The sequence below is a fragment of the Streptomyces sp. NPDC006463 genome (assembly GCF_042870715.1).
Taxonomy (GTDB): domain Bacteria; phylum Actinomycetota; class Actinomycetes; order Streptomycetales; family Streptomycetaceae; genus Streptomyces.
Window position 1 is genome coordinate 25237 of sequence record NZ_JBIAHP010000018.1, and the last position, 20982, is coordinate 46218.

A 20982-nucleotide genomic window follows, 5' to 3' on the forward strand; every position below is an offset into this window, starting at 1 on the left:
AAGCGGGGGTACCCCGGGGGATTGCCGGGCGTTAACCCCAGGGGGTTACGATCCTTGCCTGAGCGGTCACCGGAATCACGTCCGGGCCGACCAGAGCCACCACAACCAGCCGTTTCGGTGAGAAGGAAGACACACATGATCGGCAATCTGAAGCCCCTTGAGATCCTTCTGATCATCGCTGTGATCGTGCTGCTGTTCGGTGCCAAGAAGCTCCCCGAGATGGCCCGTTCGCTCGGCAAGTCGGCCCGCATCCTCAAGAGCGAGGCCAAGGCCATGAAGAAGGACGGCGAGGCGGAGGACGCGGCCACGGCGGCCACGGTCGCCGACCAGGCCCCGCAGCAGCCCGTCGCCCCGCGCACCATCCAGGCCGCGCCCGGTGACGTGACCAGCTCCCGGCCCGTCAGTGAGGCGAACCGCACCACCCAGGGCTGAGACCAGCCGGACAAGCCAGTCATCTGCAACGAGCCAAGGGACGTGGGTTGCTCAAGTCTGCCCGCAAGCAGGAGAAAGCGGACAAGGACGCCGAAGGGCGGATGCCTCTTGTCGAGCACCTGCGTGAGCTGAGAAACCGTCTGCTGAAGTCGGTCCTGGCGATCATCGTGATCACCGTCGTGGCGGCCTTCTTCTACAAGGACCTCATCGACTTCATGCTGAAGCCGATGCTGGACTCCGTCGGCTGCACCGACGGCGTGGTCTCGCAGCGCAACGGCCGGCCCTGCGCCGACATGACCGTGAACGGCCTGATCGCGCCGTTCTCGATCGCCCTGAAGGTCTCGCTCACCGCCGGTGTGGTGCTCTCCGCGCCGGTGTGGCTCTACCAGCTGTGGGCGTTCACCGCCCCGGGCCTGCACAGCCACGAGAAGAGGTACGCGACGAGCTTCGTCGCGGTCGGCGCTCCGCTGTTCGCCGCCGGCGCGGTACTCGCGTACAAGATCCTTCCGCAGACCGCGACGATCCTCCTCGAATTCACCCCCGAGAACGCGCGCAACCTGCTCCCGGTCGACGACTACCTCGACCTGGTCACGCGCATGGTCATCGTCTTCGGCCTCGCCTTCGAGCTGCCGCTGCTGCTGATCCTCCTCAACTTCACCGGGGTGCTCACCGCGAAGCGTCTGGCGAGCTGGTGGCGCGCCATGGTGCTGGGCATCACGATCTTCTCCGCGTTCGCGACGCCCACCGGTGACCCGCTCACCATGCTGTCGCTGGCCGCCCCGATCGTGGCCCTGTACTTCATCGCACTGGCCATCTGCCTGGTCAACGACCGCAGGCGCAAGCGCAACGACCCCGACGCGGGCCTCGACGACGACGAGGCCGCCGACCTGGACCTCACACCGGCGCCGATCGGCGCGATGGAGCCGGTCCAGGCTCCCGCCGAGCTGCCCGGCCAGGACGACGGCGGACGCCGGCGGATCAACGGTTACGACGACGCGACCTGACAGGTACATTCCGGTGCGTGAGCTCTGAGATCACCCTCTTCGTCAATCCCACCGCGGGGCGCGGCCGGGGCGCGCACGCCGCGCAGCCGGCCGCTTCCGCTTTGCGGGCCGCGGGCTTCTCGGTCCGGACCGTCGTCGGTTCGGACGGGCCGGACGCGCTGGCCCGGCTGCGCACCGCCGTCCGCGAGGGCACCGGCGCGGTGATCGCGGTGGGCGGCGACGGCATGGTCTCGCTCGCGCTCCAGGCCCTGGCGGGGACGCTCGTACCGCTCGGGGTGGTCGCGGTGGGCACCGGGAACGACTTCGCGCGGGCGATGGGGCTGCCCGTACGGGAGCCCGCGCGGGCCGGACGGCTGGCCGCCGAGGCCCTCAAGGAGGGGCGGCTGCGGGAGATCGACCTGGGGCGCGTGTGGGAGTCGCCGCGGACGGAGCCCGGGGGAGGCAGCTGGTACGGGACCGTGCTGTGCTCCGGCTTCGATTCGAAGGTCAACGACCGCGGCAACCGGATGCGGCTGCCGGCGGGCCGGTTCAAGTACGACCTGGCGATGATCGCGGAGCTGGCGGCCTTCCGTCCCTTCCCGTACCGGATCACCCTCGACGACGGCCCGGCGGTCGAGACCGAGGCCACGCTGGTGGCCGTCGGCAACGGATCCTCCTACGGCGGCGGCATGCGCATCTGCGCGGACGCCGTCCCCGACGACGGACTCTTCGACATCACGGTGGTCGGCGACTGCAGCCGGGCCACCCTGCTCAAGGTCTTCCCGCAGGTCTACAAGGGGACCCACCTCAGCCACCCGAAGGTGACCGTCCACCGGGCACGGAAGGTCACCCTGGAGGCGGCCGGGATCACCGCCTACGCCGACGGGGAGCCGCTGGGACCGCTGCCGGTGACCGCCGAGTGCGTTCCCGGGGCGGTCCGGATCGTGGGGTAGCCCGTATCTCGCAGCCGGTTTAAATGATCGCGACTGTTGTCAGAGGTGGCGGGTAGGCTCGATCTCAAGATGACCGAAGAACTCTCACCCGCCGAGCGGTACGCCGCTGCCCGGATCCGCGCCGCCGAAGAAGCCAGTGCCCTGGCCCCCTTCCGCGAGATGTACGAATTCGACCTGGATCCGTACCAGGTCGAGGCCTGCAAGGCACTGGAGGCGGGCAAGGGCGTCCTCGTGGCCGCCCCGACCGGCTCGGGCAAGACGATCGTCGGCGAGTTCGCCGTGCACCTGGCCCTCCAGCAGGGCCGCAAGTGCTTCTACACGACGCCCATCAAGGCCCTGTCGAACCAGAAGTACGCCGATCTCGTCAAGCGCTACGGCGCCGACAAGGTGGGCCTGCTGACCGGCGACAACAGCGTCAACTCCGAGGCGCCGGTGGTCGTGATGACCACCGAGGTGCTCCGCAACATGCTGTATGCGGGCTCGCAGTCGCTGCGAGGCCTCGGCCACGTCGTGATGGACGAGGTGCACTACCTCTCCGACCGGTTCCGCGGAGCCGTCTGGGAGGAAGTGATCATCCACCTCCCCGAGTCGGTCACCCTGGTCTCCCTGTCGGCCACCGTGTCCAACGCCGAGGAGTTCGGCGACTGGCTCGACACGGTACGGGGCGACACCGAGGTGATCGTCTCCGAGGAGCGGCCCGTCCCGCTGTGGCAGCACGTCATGGCCGGCCGGAGGATCTACGACCTGTTCGAGGAGGAGTCCGACCACGGCGGCCGCGGCTCCGCGCGCCGGGAGGTCAATCCCGACCTGCTGCGCATGGCGCGCGAGGAGAACAGCCGTACGTACAGTCCGAAGGACCGGCGGCGCGGCAAGATGGTCCGCGAGGCGGACCGCGAGCGCGAGCGGCGCTCCCGTGGCCGGATCTGGACCCCGTCCCGGCCCGAGGTGATCGCCCGCCTCGACAACGACGGGCTGCTGCCCGCGATCAACTTCATCTTCAGCCGGGCCGGTTGCGAGGCCGCCGTCCAGCAGTGCCTGTATGCGGGCCTGCGGCTCAACGACGACTCCGCCCGCCTCAGGGTCCGGGAGATCGTCGAGGAGCGGACGGCCTCCATCCCCACCGAGGACCTCCACGTCCTCGGGTACTACGAGTGGCTCGAAGGCCTGGAGCGGGGCATCGCCGCGCACCACGCGGGCATGCTGCCCACCTTCAAGGAGGTCGTCGAGGAGCTCTTCGTACGGGGCCTGGTCAAGGCCGTCTTCGCCACCGAGACCCTGGCGCTGGGCATCAACATGCCCGCGCGCACGGTGATCCTGGAGAAGCTGGTCAAGTGGAACGGCGAGCAGCACGCCGACATCACCCCCGGCGAGTACACGCAGCTGACCGGCCGGGCCGGGCGGCGCGGCATCGACGTCGAGGGCCACGCGGTGGTGCTCTGGCAGCGGGCCATGGACCCGGCGGCGCTCGCCGGGCTCGCGGGTACCCGTACGTATCCGCTGCGCTCCAGCTTCAAGCCCTCGTACAACATGGCCGTGAACCTGGTCAGCCAGTTCGGGCGGCACCGCTCGCGCGAGCTGCTGGAGACCTCCTTCGCGCAGTTCCAGGCCGACCGCTCGGTCGTCGGGATCTCCCGGCAGGTCCAGCGCAACGAGGAGGGCCTGGAGGGCTACCGGGAGGGCATGACCTGCCACCTGGGCGACTTCGGGGAGTACGCGCAGCTGCGCCGTGACCTCAAGGACCGCGAGACGGACCTGGCCAAGCAGGGCGCGGCCCAGCGGCGGGTGCAGGCGGCCAGTTCGCTGGAGAAGCTCAAGCCGGGCGACATCATCCACGTGCCGACGGGCAAGTTCGCCGGGCTCGCGCTGGTCCTGGACCCGGGCATGCCGGCCGGGCGGGTCAACGGGCACCGCGGGTACGAGTACGCGGAGGGCCCGCGCCCGCTGGTGCTCACCGCCGAGCGGCAGGTCAAGCGGCTCGCCGCGATCGACTTCCCGGTCCCGGTGGAGGCCCTCGACCGGATGCGGATCCCCAAGTCCTTCAACGCGCGCTCGCCGCAGTCCCGCCGGGACCTGGCGTCCCAGCTGCGGACCAAGGCCGGGCACATCACGCCGGAGCGGCGGGCCCGCGGCCGGGCCGCGGCGGCCGACGACCGCGAGATCACCCGGCTGCGGGCCGCACTGCGGGCGCACCCGTGCCACGGCTGCGACGAGCGCGAGGACCACGCCCGCTGGGCGGAGCGCTACCACCGGCTCAAGCGGGACACGGTGCAGCTGGAGCGGCGGATCGAGGGCCGGACGAACACGATCGCCCGCACCTTCGACCGGATCCACGCGCTCCTCACCGAGCTGGACTACCTGCGCGAGGACCAGGTCACCGTGCACGGCAAGCGGCTCGCCCGGCTGTACGGGGAGCTGGACCTGCTGGCCTCCGAGTGCCTGCGCGCGGGCATCTGGGAGGGCCTGAGCCCGGCCGAACTGGCGGCCTGCGTCTCGGCGCTGGTCTTCGAGGCGCGGCAGTCCGACGACGCGGTCGCGCCGAAGGTGCCGGGCGGCGCGGCGAAGGCCGCGCTGGGCGAGATGGTCCACATCTGGGGCCAGCTCGACGCACTGGAGGAGGAGTACCGCATCAACCAGGCCGAGGGCGTGGGCCAGCGCGAGCCCGACCTGGGCTTCGCGTGGGCGGCGTACCAGTGGGCCTCCGACAAGAGCCTGGACGAGGTGCTGCGCGAGGCGGAGATGCCGGCCGGTGACTTCGTGCGCTGGTGCAAGCAGGTCATCGACGTGCTGGGGCAGATCGCGGCGGCGGCGCCTTCGTCCTCCGGTGAGAGCGGGAGCACGGTGGCCCGGAACGCCCGTAAGGCCGTCGACGCGCTGTTGCGGGGTGTAGTGGCCTACAGCTCGGTCGGCTAGGCCCTTTTGGGGCTTCCTCCGAGAGCGGGGCTGGCCTGATCTGATCTCTTGCCATGATCGAATTCCCGTGCTGTGTGGGACGATCGAGCCATGAGCGGGGGAGCAGACGAAGGGCCGAGAGGCGTCGGTCGGCCACGCGTCGGTCGGCCACGCGCCGACCGGCTGAGGCCGCTGAGCGGTCGGCCGCCGCGCGAGGAACTCCTCTGCGCGGCGGCCCAGTTGTTCACGGTCCAGGGGTACGCGGCCACCACCACGCGGGCGGTGGCCGAGCGGGCCGGAATGCGCCAGGCCACGATGTACCACTATTTCGGCGGCAAGGAGGACCTCCTCGCCGAGCTGCTGGAGTCCACGGTCGCGCCTTCGCTGGCGCAGGCCCGGCGGCTGCTCGCGGATACCGGGCGGTCCGCCGCGCGGCGGCTGTGGGAGCTGTGCCGCTCCGATGTGCTGCTGCTGTGCGGGGGCCCCTACAACCTGGGGGCGCTCTATCTGCTGCCCGAGGTGGGGGGCGCGCGTTTCGCGCAGTTCCGCCGGATGCGCGGTGAACTCAAGGACGCCTACCGGGTGTTGCTGGCCGGGACCTGCGTGGGCACCGAACTGGCCCGGGACGGGGCGGCCCTGTCGCTCCGCAACGACCTGGTCTTCGGACTGATCGAGGGCGTCATGCTGATCCACCGCGCCGATCCGGCCCGGCCGGTTACGGCCTTCGCGCAGGCCACCGCCGACGCCGCGCTGCGGATCGCGGGCGTCGGCGTCGCACCCCGGGAGAAGTCCTAGGACGCCTGGCGCCGCACCTCGCTGCGTTGTCGGAGTCGCCCAAGTACGTCCAGTAATCGGGCGATCCTCCGCCTTGCGATGCCCGGCACCAGAGGCCGCGGGCCGCGCCCTTCGGGCGCCCGGCGCTACCTTCGAAACACGCCCTAGCCGCCCGTCCCGGCCTCCCAGCCGGCCCGGTCGTGCCAGGCCTGGAGGGTGCGGGCGCTCTCGAAGCGGTGGGCGGCCCCGGTGACCGGGTCGGTGAACTCCAGTACCCGGGCCAGGAGTTGCAGTGGCCGCCGGTAGTCGTCCGGAGCGGGGTCGGTGACCTGCGGATACACCGGATCGCCGAGTATGGGCAGGCCCAGGCCGTTCATGTGCACCCGCAGTTGGTGGGTGCGGCCGGTGTGCGGGGTCAGCCGGTAGCGGCCCAGCCCGCCCTGGACTCCGGTCAGTTCGACGAGGCTCTCCGCGTTGGGCTCCCCGGGGACCTCGGCCGCCGCGATGACACCGCGGGTCTTCTCGATGCGGCTGCGGACGGTGCGCGGGAGCGCGAGCGAGGGGTCGTGCGCCGCGAGGGCCTCGTACTCCTTGTGCACCCGGCGCTGCTGGAAGAGGAGCTGGTACGCCCCGCGGTCCTCGGGCCGGATGCTGAACATCACCAGTCCCGCGGTCAGCCGGTCCAGCCGGTGCGCCGGGCTGAGGGCGGGCAGGTCCAGCTCCTCGCGGAGCCTGGCCAGGGCGGTCTGGGTGACGTGGCTGCCCCGCGGGGTGGTCGCCAGGAAGTGCGGCTTGTCCACGACCAGGAGGTGCGGGTCGCGGTACAGGACGGGGACCGGGAAGGGCACCGGCGGCTCCGCCGCGAGGTCCCGGTGGAACCACAGGTAGGCGCCCGGCTCGTACGGGTCCCGCGCGCGCAGGACGCGCCCGCCGGGGCCGAGCACCCGCCCGGCGGCCAGCAGACGGGCGATGACCTCGGCGCCGGGGCCGCCCGCGTAGTGCGCGGCGAGGTAGCCGCCGAGGTCCGGCCACTTCCCGTCGGGGTCGGGGGGCAGCCGCAGCCGGACCGGGTCGATGCCGGCGCGCTGGGGGAGCGGCGATGGGGGTGGCTGGGCTCTGCGTCTCATCGGGGGACAGGCTATGCGGCTACTGCCGGGTGAAGGTGCCCAGGTGGTTGGCATCCAGGTACTCGACGCGGACCGTGCCGTCGGCGAAGGTCACCCCGGTGCGGCCGACCGCGTTCTCGCCCGCCGTCTCGAAGCTGAAGGTGTCCCCGTCGTAGTGCGCGAGCGGGAAGCGCAGGGGTTTGGGGCCGAGGGCCAGCGTGAGCGCGCCCTCGTCGTCCGCAGTCACGGTGAGCTTGCCGTAGTAGGGGTTGTCGTAGGTGCCGGCGTAGGCGGCGCTGTCCTTGGCGGGCTTCGCGGTGGTGGGCGGGTGGGCGTAGTCGGTGGGGGAGCGGCCCGCGTCCATCTGCTCGTACAGCCCGCCGGCCAGGGTCAGCCAGTCGGCGGTGACCTTGCCGTGCTCGGCGAAGTCGAAGAAGTCGAGGGCGACGGCGTCGGCCAGGCCGACGGGGGCGCCGTTGGTGAGGACGACGATGCCGAGCTGCTCCAGGGGGAGCATGGTGACGTTGGCGTTGGCGCCGAGGGCGAAGGCTCCCGAGTGGCTCAGGCGCAGCCGGCCGGCGTCGTCGTAGGAGACGTTCCAGCCGAGGCCGTAGAAGCCCGTGCGGCCGGAAGGGGTGGCGGGCGGCTGCGAGACGACCTCGGGGAGGTGCGTGCGGGCCAGGGTGTCTGCCGGGACGATCCGCTTCCCGTCGAGGGTGCCGCCGGCGAGCTGGAGGCGCAGCCAGCGGGACATGTCGCGGGCGGTGGAGCTGACCCCGCCCGCCGGGGCCTGGGCGTCGGGGTTGCGGACGAAGCGGGGGCTCCAGGTGCCGTCCGCGTTCTTGACGTGCGTGGCGGCGTGGTCGGGGGAGTTAGCGAAGGCGGTGAACTCGGTGCTCGTGTGCGTCATGCCGGCGGGCTTGAAGAGGGTGTCCGCGCTGAGCTTCTGCCAGCTGACGCCCTTGGCGCGGGCGACGGCCTCGGCGGCGGCCGTGAGGCCGAAGTTGGTGTACGCGTAGCTCGCCCGGAAGGGGGTGAGGGGTTCCAGGCGCAGGTGGTCGAGGATGTACGACTGGTCGTACCCGAGGTCTTCGAGCAGGTCGCCGGCGTGGTCGGGGAGGCCGCTGCGGTGGGAGAACAGGTCGGCGGTCGTGACGTGGCCGGTGACCCAGGGGTCCTTGAGGGAGAACCCGGGCAGGGCCGTGTGGCGGTCCCACTCGCCGGGGTCGGTGAGGGCGCCGGCCACGACGGTGGAGGAGACGGGCTTGGAGAGGGAGGCGATCTGGAAGACCGTGTCGGGGCCGACCTTCGCCGTGTCACCGGTCTCGCGGAGCCCGAAGCCCGCCAGGTGGACGACCGCGTCGTCGTGGACGACGGCCACGGAGACGCCGGGGACCCCGGTGCGGCGCATCATGTCCCGGACCGTCCCGTCGAGGCGGGCGACGGCCTTGTCGACCGCCTCGTCGCTGATCGAGGGCTTCGGCTCGGGCGGGGGGCCGGACGCGGCCGTTGCCGTCGGGGCGGCCAGGAGGATCGCGGCCCCGGCCGCCGCTGCGACTGCGCGGAGCGTGGGCATGCGCCTATTGTCCCGCCGGACGGGTGACTGCGCGCGGGGGCCGTGCGGCGCCGCTGCCGGGGGCTCTGCCCGCGGACCCCCGGCCCCCGGCGCCTCGGGCTGATGTCGTCCGCCCGGGACGACCCACTACGCGGCGGCGGCGTGGTCCTGTTCGGCCTCGACCGCGGCGTTCCAGTCGCGCTTGATCGCGCGCCAGCCCTCGTCCGTCTCGCCCAGGCGCCAGTAGCCCGAGATCGACAGGCGTTCGCGCGGGATGCCGCGTTCCAGGCGGAGGTGGCGGCGGAGGTCCTTCACGAAGCCCGCCTCGCCGTGGACGAAGGCGTGCACGTCCGTGGACGGGAACTCCAGGGAGGTGACCGCCTCCACCAGGGCCTCGCCGATCGGGCGGTCGCCGCGGTGCAGCCAGACCGGCACGACCCCGTCCGGGGTGGCGACCTTCTGCTCGCCCTGCGGACCCTCGACCTCCACGAAGGCGTGGACCCGCGCACCCATCGGCATCCGCTCCATCGCCGCGGCGATCGCCGGCAGCGCGCTCTCGTCGCCCACCAGCAGGTGCCAGCCGGCCGCCGGGTCCGGGGCGTAGGCGCCGCCCGGACCGAGGAAGCGTACGAGCTCACCCGGCTGGACCCGCGCGGCCCAGGGGCCGGCCACACCCTCGTCGCCGTGGACGACGAAGTCGAGGGTCAGTTCCATGTGCGCCGGGTCCCAGCCCCGTACGGTGTACGCGCGCTGGCGCGGCCACTGTGCCCGGGGGAAGTCGGCGCGGATCCGGTCGAGGTCCCACGGCGCGGGGTAGGTGACACCCTCCGGGGGGAAGAGGATCTTGATGTAGTGGTCGGTGAACTCACCCGCGCCGAATCCGGCCAGGCCGTCCCCGCCCAGCACGAGCCGCACCATGTGCGGTGTCAGCCGCTCGGTGCGTACGACGACGGCGGTGCCGACGGTGCGGGCGCGTCCTTCTGCCACGGTGTCTCCCCTGACTCCCCAGAAACTTAGCCTTACCTAAGTTAGCACCTCAATGGGCGAGCGCAGTGCTCAGCCGGGACACTGCGCCACCCAGACCCCACCGATGGGCTAGCGCGTCGACCAGTTCCGGCTGCGCCGGGACCGTGGGAAGGGCCGGATCGAACGGGGGCAGCGGGACGTCGGAGGCCACCTGGACCACCTTCGGGGCCACGGCCAGATAAGGACGGGACTCGTCCAGGCGCTTGCGCTGGGTCGGGGTCAGCTTCGACTTCGGGTCGTCGATCGCCGCGATGATCCCGGCGAGGTTCCCGTAGGCGTCGAGAAGCTTCGCCGCGGTCTTCTCGCCGATGCCGGGGACGCCCGGCAGGCCGTCGCTCGGGTCCCCGCGCAGCAGCGCCAGGTCCGCGTAGCCCGGGCCGTCCACCCCGTACTTCTCGCGCAGCCACGCCTCGTCCGTCACCTGGAGCGAGCCCACGCCCTTGAGGGGGTAGAGCACGCGGCGCTGCCTGGCGTCGTCGACCAGCTGGTACAGGTCCCGGTCGCCCGTGACGATGTCCACCGGGCCCGTCGCGCGGGTGGTGAGCGTACCGATCACGTCGTCCGCCTCGTAGCCGGCGACGCCCACGCGGGCGATGCCGAAGGCGTCGAGCGCCGTCTCGATGATCGGCACCTGCGGGGCGAGCGTGTCCGGGGTCTCCTCCACGTCCGGGCCGCTCGCAGTCTCCTGTGCGACCCGGTGGGCCTTGTAGGAGGGGATCAGGTCCACCCGCCAGTGCGGCCGCCAGTCGGCGTCCATGCAGGCCACCAGGTCGTCCGGGCGGTGGTCCTGGACCAGCCGTCCGATGAAGTCCAGCAGTCCGCGCACGGCGTTGACCGGAGTGCCGTCCGGAGCCTTCACGGAGTCCGGCACACCGAAGTAGGCGCGGAAGTAGAGGGATGCGGTGTCCAGGAGCATCAGGCGTCGTGTCGTCACGCAGACGATGATGCCGCAACGCGCCGACACGGCCGACGGAGGTGGCAACGGACAGTGAGCGGGCCGGTACGGGAAAAGCCGTGCACGCGAAACCGGAGGCGGTTGCTGCGTAAGGTGCTTACAGCACACCCATGTGCAACGGACAAGGGGAGGGCAGCCCCGAAATGAACGACAAGGACGACAAGGACGACAAGGGCAAGGACAAGGACGGCAAGGAACCGCTCCGAGTGGGCGTGGCCGTGCGCAAGCGGCGCCGCGCGCTCCACCTGACCCTTGCCGCCGTGTCGGCGCGCAGCGGCCTGTCGGTCCCCTTCCTGAGCCAGATAGAGAACGAGCGGGCCCGGCCCAGCATGCGGTCCCTGGAGCGGGTCGCGGACGCGCTGGAGACCACGGCCGTCGAGCTGCTGGCCGCCTCCGACACCGCGCGCACGGTGGACCTCGTACGGGCCGGCGACGAATCCGGGCTCACCCCGGTCCCCGGCGTGCGGCCCCTCGTACGCGGGCACCACCAGCTGCACGCGCTGGAGTTCACCGGGGACCAGGACGCCGGGCGGGAGTACCAGCACCGCAACGACGAGCTGATGTACGTGGTCGCCGGCGCCTGCCAGGTGGAGGCGGAGGGGCGCGCCTACCGGCTGGAGAGCGGCGACGCGCTGTTCCTGTCGGGCGGCGTACGCCACCGCTGGCGGGCCGTCACCGAGGACACCCGGCTCCTGGTGGTCGCGGTGGGCGAGCACATCCACGCGACGTCCGAGCCGCCGTCCCCCGGGCATTGAGCGGCGTGCGGCGGGTCGTCTCGCTGGTGCCTTCGCTGACCGAGGCGGTGGCTGTGAGCGCGCCCGGGCTGCTGGCCGGGGTCACGGACTGGTGCACCCACCCGGCGGACCTGGGGGGCGCGGTGCGGATCGGGGGGACGAAGAACCCCGACGTACGCGGGATCGTCGAGCTGCGCCCGGACCTGGTGATCGCCAACGAGGAGGAGAACCGGGCCCCGGACCTGGAGGCCCTGCGGGCGGCCGGGGTGGAGGTGCTGGTCACCGAGATCCGGGACCTGCCCCAGGCGCTGCGTGAGCTGGACCGGGTACTGGTGGGGGCACTGGGGCTGACGAGGCCCGGGTGGCTCTCGGACGCGGAGAACGCGTGGGCGCGGGTGGAACCGGTCGGCCCGCTCCGGGCCTTCGTACCCGTGTGGCGGCGGCCGTGGATGGTGCTGGGCCGGGACACCTTCGCGGGTGACCTGCTGGCACGCCTGGGCGTACGCAACGTCTACGCCGGGCACGGGGAGCGGTATCCGCGGATCCCGGTGGAGGAGCTCGCCGCGGCCGCCTGCGATCTGGTGGTGCTCCCGGACGAGCCGTACCGCTTCACCGCCGACGACGGCCCGGAGGCGTTCCCGAACCTGCCCGCCGCGCTGGTCAGCGGCCGCCACCTCACCTGGTACGGGCCCTCGCTGGCCGAGGCCCCGGCCGTCCTGGCCGGGGCCCTGCGCGCGGCGCGCTGACCTGGCCCTCGCATCCTGCCGCGATGCGTACCGGAAGATCTTCTGGCCTCGCCGCCGGAGCGGCGCTGCTGGCGGCCGCCTGCACCGCGCCCGCCTCGTCCCCGTCGGCTGCCCCGGCCGGGGCCGGGCCGTCGTCACCGGCCTCCTCCGCCCCGGCGGCGGCCGGGCGGCTCGGTGGCGCCGAACCCCGTGGTGGAACTGGGCCGCCTCCAGCCCGTCGCGCTCCAATCCGGTGAAGGACCCGGACGGTACGTTCTGCGCCGAGAACCAGCCCGGCGACGTCTGGTTCCTCGCCGGCAGCTTCGGTGAGGAGCGTCGGCGCACCTGCTCGGTGCCCGCCGGGCGGCCGGTGGCCTTTCCCCTGGTCAACCTGGTCGCCGGCGCATCCGGTTGCGCGAGCTGGATGAAGGGGGCGAAGGGCGCCGCGGTGCTTGACGGCAAGCCGCTGACGGTGGAGCGGTACGAGGCTCCGCGATCCGGCTGACGGGCGTCGGGGGGAATCCAGTGACGGACGGGGCGGGCACCTTCGAGGCACTGGCCTGCGGCCTGTGGGTGCAGCTCGACCCTCTGTCGCCCGGTCCCCACACCCTGCGGATCGCGGGTTCCTCCGGCTCCTTCAAACTCTCCGTGGGGTACGAGCTCCAGGTCGGCTAGCCGACGAGGAGGCGGCCGGCGGCCAGGCCGCGCAGGGTGTGGGCGGCGGCCAGGAGCCAGGCGGTCAGCAGGGCCAGGAAGAGCGCCGAGGCGAGCCAGGCGAAGGCGGTCAGGCCGGTGTGGCGGGCCAGGCCGGCGGCGCCGGTGACACAGGTGCCGACGGGGAAGGTCAGGGCCCACCAGGTCATCGCGAAGCCCATGCCGTTGCGGGCGGCCCGGATCAGCATGGCCGTGGCCAGGGCCAGCCACAGCAGGGCGAAGCCCATCACGGGGACCCCGTAGACGACGGCGAAGGCGCCGAGCGCACCGGCGTAGGGGGCGCCGATCGACCCGGGGGCCATGTCGGCGAGCTGGTTGACGGCGGTGGTGGACTGGCCGAGGGGGCCGAGGACCAGGAAGAGGGTCGGGGTGAGGGCCAGGGGGAGCGGGCCGCCGACGATCAGCCGGCCGAAGACCAGGGGGAGCATCAGCAAGGTGGCGAACAGGCTGATGCCGAACATGGCGTAGCACGCGAGCAGCACGGCCTCGCGGGGCTGTCCGGCCGGCAGGTGGGGTATCAGCAGCGGGCCGAGCGCGGCGGAGACCATGGGGGCGACCAGGGGAAGCAGCCAGACGGGGGTGGCCTGCTTCGCCTCGACCTTGTGGCGGACCACCATCAGGTAGGGCACCGCCACCGCCATGACCAGGCCGATCGCGGTACCGGCGGTGAACAGCACGGCGTCCACGGCGACGGCGGCGCCCGTCCCGATCAGGTCCTTGCCGACGATCAGGGTGGCGCCGCCGACGGCCAGCAGTGCCATCGAGAGGCAGCCGTAGAAGGGGGCGACGGCGGGGTCGAGGAGGTGGGCGCGGGCCTGGTCGCGGTGGTGGATCCAGTGCCCGGCGCGCGCGGTGAGCAGCGCGGCGAGGGCGACTGCGGACAGCGCCCAGACGATCTGGCAGACCACGCGCTGGCCGGGGAGCTGGTACGGGAGGATCGCGCCGGCGTTGGCGACGATCGCCGTGCCCATGACGGAGGCGTACCAGTTGGGGCCGAGGTGCCGCAGGGCCTTGTGGGCCCGGGGAGCGGTCTCGGGGGTGGAGGTGGTGGTGCGGGGTCGCACGATGGTGGTGGCCATGGGCACAGCGTGCAGCCGCGGCGAGTCGGGCGGCAGAGGGCATCTTCCTATGAGGCCATAAACTGATGTTATGGGTGATGAGGAGTGGGTGCCGCTGGCACACCGGGTGCCGGACCTGGGCGCGCTGGAACTGCTGCTCGCGGTCGCGCGCGTCGGCAGCCTGAGCGGCGCGGCCCGGCGGCTGGGAATCACCCAGCCCGCGGCGAGCAGCCGGATCCGGGCGATGGAGGCGCGGCTGGGGGTGGCGCTGGTGGACCGCTCGCCGCGGGGTTCGACGCTGACGGCGGAAGGCGCGCTGGTCACCGACTGGGCCCGGCGGGTGGTGGAGGCGGCCGAGGCGTTCGACGCGGGGGCGCAGGCGCTGCGCGGGCGGCGCGACTCGCGGCTGCGGGTGGCCGCCAGCATGACCATCGCGGAGTACCTGATGCCGGGGTGGCTGATCGCGCTGCGCGGGCAGCGGCCGGACACGGCGGTGTCGCTGCACGCCGGGAACTCGGCGCTGGTCGCGCAGCGGGTCCTCGTGCACGAGGCGGACCTCGGCTTCGTGGAGGGGCTGACGGTTGCGGAGGGGCTCGACTCGGCGGTGATCGCGCAGGACCGCCTCGTGGTGGCGGTGGCGCCGGGCCACCCGTGGGCGCGGCGTTCGCGGGGTGTGGAGGTGGCTGAGCTGGCGTCCGCGCCGCTGATCCTGCGGGAGCGGGGGTCGGGAACGCGGCAGGTGCTGGACGCCGCGCTGGCGGGGAGCGGGGGGCTGGCGGCGCCGCTGCTGGAACTGGCTTCGACCACCGCCGTGAAGGCGGCGGCGCTGAGCGGCGCGGGGCCGTGCGTGCTCTCGGAGCTGGCGGTGGTGGACGAGCTGGCGGCGCGCCGGCTGGTGGAGGTGCCGGTTTCGGACGCCGTCCTCGGGCGGGCCCTGCGGGCGGTCTGGCCGGCGGGCTCCCGGCCGGCGGGCCCGGCCCGTGACCTGCTGTCGCTGACCCGGGGCAAGGCCTAGCAGCGGCGCCGTTGCCGGGGCTCCGCCCGGACCCCGCGCTTCAAACGCCGGCGGGGCTGGATTTGGCCGCCCGGCGTTTGAAGGCGTACCCGCGTAGCGGTTACGGCGCCGGGGCCGCCGCGCGGGCGGCGGCGGCTTCGATCAGGGACGCCAGGACGCGGGTGTCCTTGTCGCGCTCCGGGTGCCACTGGACGCCCAGCACCCACCGCTTCGGGTCGGGGAGTTCGATCGCCTCCACCGTGCCGTCGACCGCGTGGGCCGAGACCACCAGGCCGCTGCCCAGGCGTTCGACGGCCTGGTGGTGGTAGGTCGGGACGTCCGCCTCCTCCGGGACCAGGGCCGCGTACCGGGTGCCCGGGACCGGGCGGACGGGGTGCCAGGAAAAGGTGCCCGGCGTCTCGAAGTGGCCGTCGATGTGCTGGACCAGCGTGCCGCCCAGGGCCACGTTCAGCGCCTGCATGCCCCGGCAGATGCCGAGCAGCGGCATGTCCGCCTCCAGCGCGGCCGAGATCAGGGCCAGTTCCCACTCGTCGCGGACCGTCGCGGGGGGACCCGTACGGGAGTCACGGGCGGCGCCGTAGAGGGCCGGGTCCATGTCCGGGCCGCCCGCGACGACCAGGCCGTCCAGTCGGCTCAGCACCTCCGCCGCCGCCCCTGGTCCGTCCGGCGGGAGCAGCACGGCCGCACCGCCCGCCGCCTGGACGAGTTCGTAGTACCCGGTGGGTACGAGCGCCGTGTCGAGGTCCCACACGCGGTAGCGGGTGGATTCCTCCACGTAGGTGGTGATGCCGATGAGCGGCCGTGGCACGGTCTTTACCTCCAGGGGCAAGGTAGGGGTCGAGGTCTGAGCCGGGGTCTGAGCCGGGGTCAGGATTTCAGTCGCGGGCCAGCTCCGCCTCGGCTTCCGCCAAGGCCGCGAACTCCTCCTCCGGGGCCGAGGCCACGAGGTGGTGCCGACTGTAGATCGCGAAGTAGGCGAGGGCGACGGCGTACACGGCCAGGGCGATGAATGCCGCGTCCTTGTCCACCAGGAAGGTGGCGACGAGGGCCGACAGGGCGAGTACGAAGGCCACCGAGGAGGTCAGGATTCCGCCGGGGGTGCGGTACGGGCGGTCCAGGCCCGGCTCCCGGCGGCGCAGCACCATGTGCGAGAGGGCCATCAGGGCGTAGGAGATGGTCGCGCCGAACACCGCGATGTTCAGCATCCGCGCGCCGTCGCCCGTGGCGGCGGCGAGCGCGAAGCCGATCGCGCCGGGGATGACCAGGCCCAGGTACGGGGCCTTGCGCTTGGAGGTCAGGGAGAGGAACCGGGGCAGGTAGCCGGCCCGGGAGAGGGCGAAGAGCTGGCGCGAGCCCGCGTAGATGAGGGAGAAGAACGAGGCCACCAGTCCGGCGAGGCCCGCGTAGTTGACGAAGCGGCTGAGCGCGGTCGGGCCGCCGTCCCCCTCCAGCGCCACGACCAGCGGGTTGCCCGCCGACTTGACGGCGTCCGCGCCCTGCGCGCCCGTCGCCGCGAAGAAGGTGATCAGCGCCAGCAGGGCGAGGATGCCCATGGAGATGGACAGCGCCTTCGGCATGGAGCGGACCGGGTCCTTGGCCTCCTCGGCCGCCAGCGGTACGCCCTCCACGCCCAGGAAGAACCACATGCCGAAGGGGAACGCGGCCCAGATGCCCAGCACGCCCAGCGGCAGCCAGGAGTTCGAGCCGAAGGCGTTCGCGTCGACAGGGATGTCGTTCAGGCCGTCGGCGCTGAACTCGGTGAAGGCGCCCACCGCGAAGATCAGCAGTGCGGCGACGGCGACGGCGGTCACGACGAGGCTGAAGCGCAGGGCCTCGCCGACGCCCCAGAGGTGGACCCCGATGAAGACGACGAAGCAGCCGAGGTAGACGGGCCAGCTGGAGGTGAGGCCGAAGAGGCCGAGGGACTCGACGTAGTCGCCGATGAAGATGACGATCGCGGCCGGGGCCAGGATGTACTCGATGAGGATCGCGGTACCGGTGAGGAAGCCGCCCCAGGGGCCCAGCGCGCGGCGGGCGAAGCCGTAACCCCCGCCCGCCGTCGGCAGGATGGTGGACAGCTCCGCCAGGGAGAAGACCAGGCACGCGTACATCGCGCCCATGAGCACGGTGGCGATGGCGAGGCCGCCGAAGCCGCCCTTGTCGAGGCCGACGTTCCAGCCGGAGAAGTCCCCGGAGACGACGTACGCGACGCCCAGGCCGGTGAGCAGAAGCCAGCCGGCGCTGCCGCGGCGCAGCGTGCGACGCTCCAGATAGTCGGCGGACGTGTCGCCGCCCTCGGGGGTCGTGGGGGGTGCGGGTACGGCTGTCAGCCGTGCCTCGATGTCGTCGGCCATCGTGCGCTCCTGCCTCGGGGCAATGGTTGTGGGGCGTACCTTTGCCGCATTGCAGTGGAGTGCGCAAGACCTCTGCGTTAAACGGAGGTTACGAAACCCTCCCGATGTTCAGGTCAGGAAGCCCCGCAGCAGCGCCGCCGTGCCGCAGCAGTGCTCGCGCATCGTCTCGCGCGCCCCGGCCGCGTCCCGCTCCAGCACGGACTCCACCAGCGAGGTGTGCTGCTGCTGCGAGTGCTCCAGGTTGCGCACCAGCAGCGGGATGCAGTCCAGCAGGTCGTTGACCGTGGCCCGGACCGCCGCGTACTGGGCCGTCAGGGTGGCGGAGCCGGCCAGTTCGCACAGGGTCAGGTGGAAGAGCGTGTCCTGGCGGCGGTAGTCGGCGAGCGGGGCGTCGTGGGTGGCGGTCAGGGCGGCGAGCAGCCGTTCGGTGCCCTCCTCGGTCAGCCCCTGGGAGGCGCACAGGCCGGCCGCTCCCACCTCCAGGACCTCGCGGAACCGCAGGGCGTCCTCGATGTCCACGCCCGCGACCCGCCGGCGCAGCTCCTCCTCGACGATGCCCGCCGGGGTGTCGGGCCGGGGCAGCACGAACGTTCCGCCGTACCGTCCGCGCCGCGCCTCCACCAGCCCCTGGTCCTGCAGTACCTTCAGCACCTCGCGCAGCGTGACCCGGCTGATCCCCATCCGCTCGGCCAACTCGCGCTCGGGCGGTAGCCGTTCGCCGGCCGGCACCAGGCCCAACCGGACCACCTGGAGGATCTGTTCGAGCGCCTCCTCGAAACCGTTGCCCGCCCGCACCTGCCGCAGTACGGGATTCAGCCGCGCGATCGCGCCGCCCTCGCTCGCCGTGTCGGTCATCTCGGCTCATCCCCTTCCCAAGCAATGGTTCTATTCAATACCTTAGGCCCACTCGGCTCACCGAAGGAGAGATTCCAGTGGTAGACCGCAAGCCCCCGCTCGCGACCGAGGAGCTCCGCTCCCTGGTTGCCAGTGGTGAGATCGACACAGTCGTCCTGGCCTTCCCCGACATGCAGGGACGCCTCCAGGGCAAGCGGTTCGCCGCACAGTTCTTCCTCGACGAGGTCCTCGCCCACGGCACGGAGGGCTGCAACTACCTCCTCGCCGTCGACACCGACATGAACACCGTCGACGGATACGAGATGTCCTCCTGGGACCGGGGCTACGGCGACTTCGCCATGCACCCCGACCCCGCCACCCTGCGCCGCATCCCCTGGAACCCCGGCAGTGCCTTCATCCTCGCCGACCTGGCCTGGAACGACGGCTCTCCGGTCGTCGCGGCGCCCCGGCAGATCCTGCGCCGCCAGCTGGAGCGCCTCGCCGAGCACGGCTACACCGCGATGGTCGGCACCGAGCTGGAGTTCATGGTCTTCCAGGACACCTACGAGCAGGCCTGGAACGCGGGCTACCGCGGCCTGACACCCGCCAACCAGTACAACATCGACTACTCCGTCCTCGGGACCGGGCGCATCGAACCCCTGTTGCGCCGCATCCGCAACGAGATGCAGGCCGCGGGCCTGATCGTCGAGTCGGCGAAGGGGGAGTGCAACCTCGGACAGCACGAGATCGCCTTCCGCTACGACGAGGCGCTCACCACCTGCGACCAGCACTCCGTGTACAAGACGGGGGCCAAGGAGATCGCCGCGCAGGAGGGCGTCTCGCTCACCTTCATGGCCAAGTACGACGAACGGGAGGGCAACTCCTGTCACATCCACCTCTCGCTGAACGACGCCGACGGACGCAACGCGATGGCCGGGGACGGACCGGGCGGCATGTCACCGGTGATGCGACACTTCCTGGCCGGCCAGCTGGCCGCACTGCGCGACTTCTCCCTTCTCTACGCCCCGAACATCAATTCGTACAAGCGTTTCCGGCCGGGATCCTTCGCACCGACCGCCGTCGCCTGGGGCGTGGACAACCGGACCTGCGCCCTGCGGGTCGTCGGCCACGGCCGCTCCATGCGCTTCGAGAACCGCCTTCCCGGCGGTGACGTCAACCCCTACCTCGCCGTCGCCGGTCTGGTCGCGGCCGGGCTCTACGGCATCGAGAACCGCCTGGAACTGCCCGAGGCCTGCGGCGGGAACGCGTACACCGCCGACTACGCGCACGTCCCCGCGACCCTGCGAGAGGCCGCCGAGCTCTGGGAGAACAGCGAGATCGCCAAGGCCGCGTTCGGCCCCGAGGTGGTCGCCCACTACCGGAACATGGCCCGCGTCGAACTCGACGCCTACGACTCCGCCGTAACGGACTGGGAGCTGCGCCGCTCCTTCGAACGCCTGTAACCGTCCACCGAAAGTCTGAGAGGCACCACGTGACCGATGCGCTGGCCCCACTCGATCTGAGAGTGCTGAATCCGGCCACCGAGGAAACCGTCGCCATCGTCCCGGCCGCCACACGGGACGATGTCGACGCCGCCGTCGCCCGAGCCGCCGCCGCCCAGCGCGGCTGGGCGGCGGCGGCACCCGCCGACCGCGCCCGGCTGCTGCGCCGCTTCGCCGCGGTCGTCGACGGGCACATCGAGGAGCTGGCCCAGCTGGAGGTCCGCGAAGCCGGACACACCGTCGGCAACGCCCGCTGGGAAGCGGGCAACGTCCGCGACCTGCTCGAATTCGCCGCCGGGGGAGTGGAACGGCTCTCCGGCCGCCAGATCCCCGTCGCCGGCGGCATCGACGTCACCTTCCTCGAACCCCTCGGCGTCATCGGCGTGATCGCCCCCTGGAACTTCCCCATGCCGATCGCGGCCTGGGGCCTGGCCCCGGCCCTCGCCGCGGGCAACGCCGTCATCCTCAAGCCCGCCGAGACCACACCGCTGACCGCGCTGCGCCTCGCCGAACTCGCCCTCGAAGCCGGGATCCCCGAACACCTCTTCCAGGTGCTCCCCGGCCACGGGGCGGTCGCGGGCGACGCGCTCGTCGAGCACCCCGGCGTCGCGAAGATCGTCTTCACCGGCTCCACCCGCGTCGGCAAGCAGATCATGGCCAAGTGCGCCGACCGGGTGAAGCGCGTCACCCTCGAACTCGGAGGCAAGAGCCCGAACATCGTCTTCGCGGACGCGGACCTCGAAGCCGCCGCGGCCGCCGCCCCCATGGCCTTCCTCGACAACACCGGCCAGGACTGCTGCGCCCGCACCCGGATCCTCGTACAGCGCTCCGCGTACGACCGCTTCCTGGAGCTGGTCGCCCCCGGCATCGAATCGGTGCGGGTCGGCGACCCGTCCGACGAGAAGACCCAGATGGGCCCGCTGATCTCCCGGCCGCAGCTGGAGCGCGTACGGTCCTACGTCACCGACGACCTCACCGCGATCCGCGGCACCGCCCCCGACGGACCCGGTTTCTGGTACCCGCCGACCCTCGTCACGGACGTTGCCCCCACGGCGCCCGTGGCCGCCGAGGAGGTCTTCGGCCCGGTCGCCGTCGTCCTGCCCTTCGAGGACGAGGACGACGCCGTCCGCCTGGCCAACGCGACCGAGTACGGCCTCTCCGGTTCCCTGTGGACCCGCGACATCGGCCGTGCGCTGCGCGTCTCGCGCGCCGTCGCCGCCGGCAACCTGTCCGTCAACTCCCACAGCAGCGTCCGCTACTGGACCCCCTTCGGCGGCTACAAGCAGTCCGGCCTCGGCCGCGAGCTCGGACCCGACGCCCTCACCGCTTTCACCGAGACCAAGAACGTCTTCATCAGCACGGAGGCCTGAAAA

20 protein-coding genes are annotated in these 20982 nt (G+C 72.2%); 12 read left to right on the forward strand and 8 right to left on the reverse strand.

Annotated features, from left to right (window positions below; translation table 11 throughout):
• Window positions 1–135: 135 nt before the first annotated feature.
• The 5 genes from tatA (at window position 136) to ACFYOB_RS28475 (ending at window position 6052) form a co-directional block, all read left to right on the forward strand.
• Window positions 136–432: a Sec-independent protein translocase subunit TatA gene (tatA, locus tag ACFYOB_RS28455; RefSeq protein WP_328924837.1), complete on the forward strand. Its 297-nt coding sequence runs from the start codon at window positions 136–138 to the stop codon at window positions 430–432.
• Window positions 433–479: 47 nt separating this feature from the next.
• Window positions 480–1436, forward strand: coding sequence for a twin-arginine translocase subunit TatC (gene tatC, locus ACFYOB_RS28460; RefSeq protein WP_388564190.1), 957 nt, complete (start codon window positions 480–482; stop codon window positions 1434–1436).
• Between the two features lie 17 nt (window positions 1437–1453).
• Window positions 1454–2368, forward strand: coding sequence for a diacylglycerol kinase (locus ACFYOB_RS28465; RefSeq protein ID WP_388564193.1), 915 nt, complete (start codon window positions 1454–1456; stop codon window positions 2366–2368).
• A gap of 69 nt (window positions 2369–2437) precedes the next feature.
• Window positions 2438–5278 carry a DEAD/DEAH box helicase gene (locus ACFYOB_RS28470; protein ID WP_388564196.1) on the forward strand — a complete coding sequence of 947 codons (2841 nt, stop codon included), beginning with the start codon at window positions 2438–2440 and terminating at the stop codon, window positions 5276–5278.
• A gap of 90 nt (window positions 5279–5368) precedes the next feature.
• On the forward strand, window positions 5369–6052 hold the full coding sequence (locus tag ACFYOB_RS28475) for a TetR/AcrR family transcriptional regulator (RefSeq protein WP_388564198.1): 684 nt from the start codon (window positions 5369–5371) through the stop codon (window positions 6050–6052).
• Window positions 6053–6195: 143 nt separating this feature from the next.
• On the opposite strand, the gene ACFYOB_RS28480 is transcribed toward ACFYOB_RS28475, so the two are convergent.
• The 4 genes from ACFYOB_RS28480 to ACFYOB_RS28495 all read right to left on the reverse strand — a co-directional run bounded on the left by ACFYOB_RS28480 (window position 6196) and on the right by ACFYOB_RS28495 (window position 10634).
• Complete coding sequence (locus ACFYOB_RS28480) at window positions 6196–7158, reverse strand: pseudouridine synthase (RefSeq protein WP_388564201.1); 963 nt, start codon at window positions 7156–7158, stop codon at window positions 6196–6198.
• Between the two features lie 19 nt (window positions 7159–7177).
• The gene (locus tag ACFYOB_RS28485; RefSeq protein WP_388564203.1) at window positions 7178–8713 is read right to left on the reverse strand and encodes a serine hydrolase; all 1536 of its coding nucleotides are present in this window, start codon (window positions 8711–8713) and stop codon (window positions 7178–7180) included.
• 126 nt (window positions 8714–8839) lie between these two features.
• Window positions 8840–9679, reverse strand: coding sequence for a siderophore-interacting protein (locus tag ACFYOB_RS28490; RefSeq protein ID WP_388564207.1), 840 nt, complete (start codon window positions 9677–9679; stop codon window positions 8840–8842).
• A gap of 49 nt (window positions 9680–9728) precedes the next feature.
• Entirely contained in the window at window positions 9729–10634 is a 906-nt protein-coding gene (locus ACFYOB_RS28495; protein WP_388564498.1) for a 5'-3' exonuclease H3TH domain-containing protein, read from the reverse strand.
• A gap of 182 nt (window positions 10635–10816) precedes the next feature.
• Between ACFYOB_RS28495 and ACFYOB_RS28500 the strand changes: the two genes are divergently transcribed.
• From ACFYOB_RS28500 to ACFYOB_RS28515, 4 genes are all read left to right on the forward strand, one after another.
• Complete coding sequence (locus ACFYOB_RS28500; protein ID WP_388564210.1) at window positions 10817–11428, forward strand: helix-turn-helix domain-containing protein; 612 nt, start codon at window positions 10817–10819, stop codon at window positions 11426–11428.
• A gap of 5 nt (window positions 11429–11433) precedes the next feature.
• On the forward strand, window positions 11434–12153 hold the full coding sequence (locus ACFYOB_RS28505; RefSeq protein ID WP_388564212.1) for a helical backbone metal receptor: 720 nt from the start codon (window positions 11434–11436) through the stop codon (window positions 12151–12153).
• A 232-nt stretch (window positions 12154–12385) separates the two neighbouring features.
• Window positions 12386–12637, forward strand: coding sequence for a hypothetical protein (locus ACFYOB_RS28510; protein ID WP_388564215.1), 252 nt, complete (start codon window positions 12386–12388; stop codon window positions 12635–12637).
• Window positions 12638–12657: 20 nt separating this feature from the next.
• Window positions 12658–12807, forward strand: a complete 150-nt coding sequence (locus tag ACFYOB_RS28515) for a hypothetical protein (protein WP_388564218.1) — start codon at window positions 12658–12660, stop codon at window positions 12805–12807.
• Here the strand turns inward: ACFYOB_RS28515 and ACFYOB_RS28520 are convergent.
• Entirely contained in the window at window positions 12804–13925 is a 1122-nt protein-coding gene (locus ACFYOB_RS28520; protein WP_388564220.1) for a TDT family transporter, read from the reverse strand. The two genes, ACFYOB_RS28515 and ACFYOB_RS28520, sit on opposite strands and share 4 nt — an antisense overlap.
• Window positions 13926–13995: 70 nt before the next feature.
• Here ACFYOB_RS28520 and ACFYOB_RS28525 point away from each other — a divergent pair, with 70 nt between their 5' ends.
• Window positions 13996–14919, forward strand: a complete 924-nt coding sequence (locus tag ACFYOB_RS28525; protein ID WP_388564223.1) for a LysR family transcriptional regulator — start codon at window positions 13996–13998, stop codon at window positions 14917–14919.
• A 100-nt stretch (window positions 14920–15019) separates the two neighbouring features.
• Here the strand turns inward: ACFYOB_RS28525 and ACFYOB_RS28530 are convergent, their stop codons facing one another.
• The 3 genes from ACFYOB_RS28530 to ACFYOB_RS28540 form a co-directional block, all read right to left on the reverse strand.
• Complete coding sequence (locus ACFYOB_RS28530) at window positions 15020–15727, reverse strand: gamma-glutamyl-gamma-aminobutyrate hydrolase family protein (protein WP_388564226.1); 708 nt, start codon at window positions 15725–15727, stop codon at window positions 15020–15022.
• Window positions 15728–15794: 67 nt separating this feature from the next.
• Entirely contained in the window at window positions 15795–17273 is a 1479-nt protein-coding gene (gene eat, locus ACFYOB_RS28535) for an ethanolamine permease (RefSeq protein WP_388564229.1), read from the reverse strand.
• A gap of 108 nt (window positions 17274–17381) precedes the next feature.
• Window positions 17382–18128 carry a FadR/GntR family transcriptional regulator gene (locus tag ACFYOB_RS28540; protein WP_388564232.1) on the reverse strand — a complete coding sequence of 249 codons (747 nt, stop codon included), beginning with the start codon at window positions 18126–18128 and terminating at the stop codon, window positions 17382–17384.
• 77 nt (window positions 18129–18205) lie between these two features.
• Between ACFYOB_RS28540 and ACFYOB_RS28545 the strand changes: the two genes are divergently transcribed.
• Entirely contained in the window at window positions 18206–19570 is a 1365-nt protein-coding gene (locus tag ACFYOB_RS28545; RefSeq protein WP_388564235.1) for a glutamine synthetase family protein, read from the forward strand.
• A 29-nt stretch (window positions 19571–19599) separates the two neighbouring features.
• Window positions 19600–20979 (forward strand): aldehyde dehydrogenase family protein, encoded by a 1380-nt coding sequence (locus ACFYOB_RS28550; protein WP_388564238.1) that lies wholly within the window; start codon window positions 19600–19602, stop codon window positions 20977–20979.
• Window positions 20980–20982 lie beyond the last annotated feature (3 nt).